The organism is Rhizobacter sp. P2_H3 (assembly GCF_056403355.1).
In genome coordinates this window covers 1-3,174 of sequence record NZ_JBFUFQ010000388.1, presented here as the reverse complement: position 1 = coordinate 3,174, position 3,174 = coordinate 1, and the positions used below count along the sequence as shown (strand labels likewise).

The 3,174-nt window shown below is 58.8% G+C and carries 4 protein-coding genes; 1 reads left to right on the top strand and 3 read right to left on the bottom strand.

Going from position 1 to position 3,174, the window contains the following annotated elements; translation table 11 throughout:
* On the top strand, positions 1-442 hold a 442-nt coding region (locus tag AC1D1T_RS31345; RefSeq protein WP_477993266.1), incomplete at its 5' end, for a response regulator.
* Between the two features lie 47 nt (positions 443-489).
* Here AC1D1T_RS31345 and AC1D1T_RS31340 read toward each other — a convergent pair.
* From AC1D1T_RS31340 to AC1D1T_RS31330, 3 genes are all read right to left on the bottom strand, one after another.
* On the bottom strand, positions 490-903 hold the full coding sequence (locus AC1D1T_RS31340) for a DUF4279 domain-containing protein (RefSeq protein ID WP_477845493.1): 414 nt from the start codon (positions 901-903) through the stop codon (positions 490-492).
* A gap of 69 nt (positions 904-972) precedes the next feature.
* On the bottom strand, positions 973-1,437 hold the full coding sequence (locus AC1D1T_RS31335) for a hypothetical protein (RefSeq protein WP_477993264.1): 465 nt from the start codon (positions 1,435-1,437) through the stop codon (positions 973-975).
* 444 nt (positions 1,438-1,881) lie between these two features.
* The coding region (locus tag AC1D1T_RS31330; protein WP_477993262.1) for an RHS repeat domain-containing protein at positions 1,882-3,174 on the bottom strand (1,293 nt) is incomplete at its 5' end.

The window sequence follows — 3,174 nt, the reverse complement described above, 5'->3', positions numbered from 1 at the left end:
GTTCATGCTGCGGCTGCCGCTGCAGGTGGCCGGTGCGCAGGCGCAGGCGCCGGCCGGCACGGATGGCTGGCGCGTTGCCACGCAGGGCAGCGTGCGGCGCGTGCTGATCGTCGACGACAACCAGGACGCGGCGACGACGATGGCCACCTTGCTGGAGGCGCTGGGCCATGTGCCGCTGGTGGCGCACGACGGGCCGTCGGCGCTGCAACTGCTGGAGCAGCAGATGGTGGACATCGCGGTGCTCGACATCGGGCTGCCGGTGATGGACGGCTACGAGCTCGCGCAGCGCATTCGCGCGAAGGACGGGGGCAGCGCGCTGAGGCTGATCGCGCTGACCGGCTACGGGCAGGCGGAAGACCGGCTCAAGTCGGCGGCGCACGGCTTCGACGAGCACCTGGTGAAGCCGGTCGACATGGAGACGTTGCTGCAGTTGTTGCGGTGAGCGTGCAGGCGCGGCTGTGTCAGAAATGGCGGAGAAGCCAGGAATGATCAGTAGGCATACGCATCGAATACAAGGTCAATTTTCTGCTCAGCCAATTTCTTGACGATGCCATGTGGGACATCAAACCAGAAATTCGTGGAGGCTGTGGATACAAAGCATGATATTTCGACGTCGCAATTGTTGGCCAACTCATCAATGACTTGTTGTTTCCCATCGAGAAGTCCAGGCAGCCACCCGATGTGCTCGGAAATTGGCGAGTGTTCATCAAGCCCGGTAGAGGCATGCTCCGTCGATAGCATCCAACTTGAATGACGTGCCAGACTTGCATTCGGCCGAGAGAATACTGGCTTGCCTTTCGACTGCGTTGATCCTGGCAGCGGCTTCATCATTTCTGCAATGTATTCGGCCTGGAGGTCATCGCTCTTTATGATCAGAGATGCATGAACGCGTCGTTCGCTCATTTGTTTTCCTTGTGGGGAATCGATGTGTTTTCAATGCTCTCGCCAAGTCGGCTCATTCTTGAGTAGCTCTCACCACACATTCAGCGGTGCGATGAAGACTTGGATCCGACCGTACTTCTCGCGAAGCTTCGGCCCCTCTGCCGTAAATTTCAGCGTCATGTCTACGTCTCTGGGCGCATCGTCCGGAACTGCGTACATCTTCAATCGAAATCCATTGCTTTCAGACCCCGACCACCAAGGGGTGGTGAGCGGCGCCTTGCCATGAAGCAATGTGACGGATTTTTCTGGAAGATGAAGATCGCAGTTCACGTCCAGCAGGATAGGTTGCTGGATCGGGTTCTCTATGTGATGCTCGACAATCAATCCCAGTTGATGCCATCCAGCCAATTCATGTCGAAATGAATGGGAGGCTCGAAAAACTCCGTTCTCCTCGATGAGTTCAACGTCGAATATGTGCGAATTAGCCCCTTTGGGGGCAAAGAAGGTTGCAAATCTGCGAAGGCGTGGCCTTGAAGCAAGTGCATTGAATATCATTGCGCGCCCAAAAGGATTGTGAGCAAAGAGATGAGTTCAGCGGCCACAACGACAGCAGTCGCCCCTGCGGTCATGGTAGAAGAATCAGTTCCCACCAAGGCGGGGGTAAGCCACCAAAGCCAAAGGGGCTTGGTTCCGTCGTCCATCTGTCCTGAACCGGATCGTAGGTAGCTCTCGACTGTCCAATACCGAATGATGATGATGCCGGCAGCGTTCTCGTCGCCGGTTCAGGTTTTTTATCGCATTTACATTTGGCTCGAGTGGCTGGATCGTTGATCAATCTGTTATAGGAAAGCCTGACGGCGGCGGCCCAGGCTTGGCAATTGTTGCAGAGCAGACTGTATTTTGGTGCCGGCCACATATTCATTGCTACGGCCAACCTCATTACGCAGTCGTTGTAACCGCCATCGGTTTCAATGTAGCCACCGGGGAAGGGGTCTGGTGTCACCCCGGATGGGGAGTACCCAAGATTATCAGGTGAAGCGCCATCTTCAAAAAAAGATTCTCGTGAGCGACTTGCCATCTGCCCAATGCGAAATTCAAGATCATAGTTGGCATGCCGTTGAGAGGTCGCATGCCAAAATAGGCCAAGCCCTGTGGATCTATGAAGCCGATTGGGCTCCCGTTGACATAAGAGTACGTTGACCAACTCCCACCGGATAACCCTATTGGGTCGCTCTGCGCATAGCTACCTTTCGAGCTGTCGTAGCTGCGGAAGTAGTTGTACCAAAGCCCCGACTCTGCATCCGCATACTGCCCCGGGAATCGCAGATTCTGCGTGAAGGCCCCGAGCCCATCGGGATTCGTCTCCGGTGCCGTCGTCCCGAACGGCTCGGCCAGCCAGCGCCAGCGCTTGGCTCCGTTCTGGTCCACAACGATGCGCGGCGCATTCAGGTGATCCGTGTGGATGTAGTAGATGAGTGGCGGGTTGTTCGCATTGGCCGGGTCCGGTATGAACATCGCCACCGGGATGCTGTCCAGCCACACGTATTCGCGGATCGCCTTGCCGGCCTGGTCGTATTCCCCGAGCAGTTGCCCCTTGAGGTCGTACACGAAGATCACCGTCTCGCCCGTGCTCGTCACTTTGCGGATGCGCCGGCGCTCTGCGCTGTAGTCGTAGCTGCCGGTCACCCCTGTCTTCGTGATGCTCGCGATCGAGCCGTTCAGGCCGTAGGTCGCCGTGTAGCCCACGCTGTCGCTGGTCGTGTTGCCGGCGTTGTCGTACCCGAAGCTGCGAGCTGGGTTCGTGATGTTCGTCAGTCGGTTGCTCGTCGCCTCGGTCGTGTACTCACTTGCGCTGCCGTTCAGGCTCACGCTCGTGCGGGTGCCGTTCGGGTCGTAGGCGATCGACCAACTCGATGCCGAGGCGGTGATGCTGGTGAGGCGGCTGTTCCCGTCGTACCCGAAGCTCTGGTCCAGCGCGGGTTGCGCCGAGCCGTCACTCGCCAGCAGGTGCGTGAAGCCGCTGATGCGGTCGGCGGCGTCGTAGCTCACGTCGCGCAGCACGTTGCCGAGCGGGTAGCGCACGATGCGCCCGCCCAGGTCGAACAGCCGCGTGTGGTTCATCAGGCCGCTTGTCATGTGCCAGTCCCAGCCGCTCACCGGGCCGAAGGGTTCCCACTTCACGTTGCTGATCAGCGGGACAGGCGCGCTGCCTGCGTCTTTCGCCAGGCTCATGCCGATGAGCTCGCCGGTGTCGCGCGTGATCACCAGCACCCGGCCCGACGGGTAGGTGAT

Coding starts and splice junctions, on each gene's coding strand:
- AC1D1T_RS31340 (WP_477845493.1), bottom strand. CDS start 903: ATGAGCGAACGACGCGTTCATGCATCTCTGATCATAAAGAGCGATGAC.
- AC1D1T_RS31335 (WP_477993264.1), bottom strand. CDS start 1,437: ATGATATTCAATGCACTTGCTTCAAGGCCACGCCTTCGCAGATTTGCA.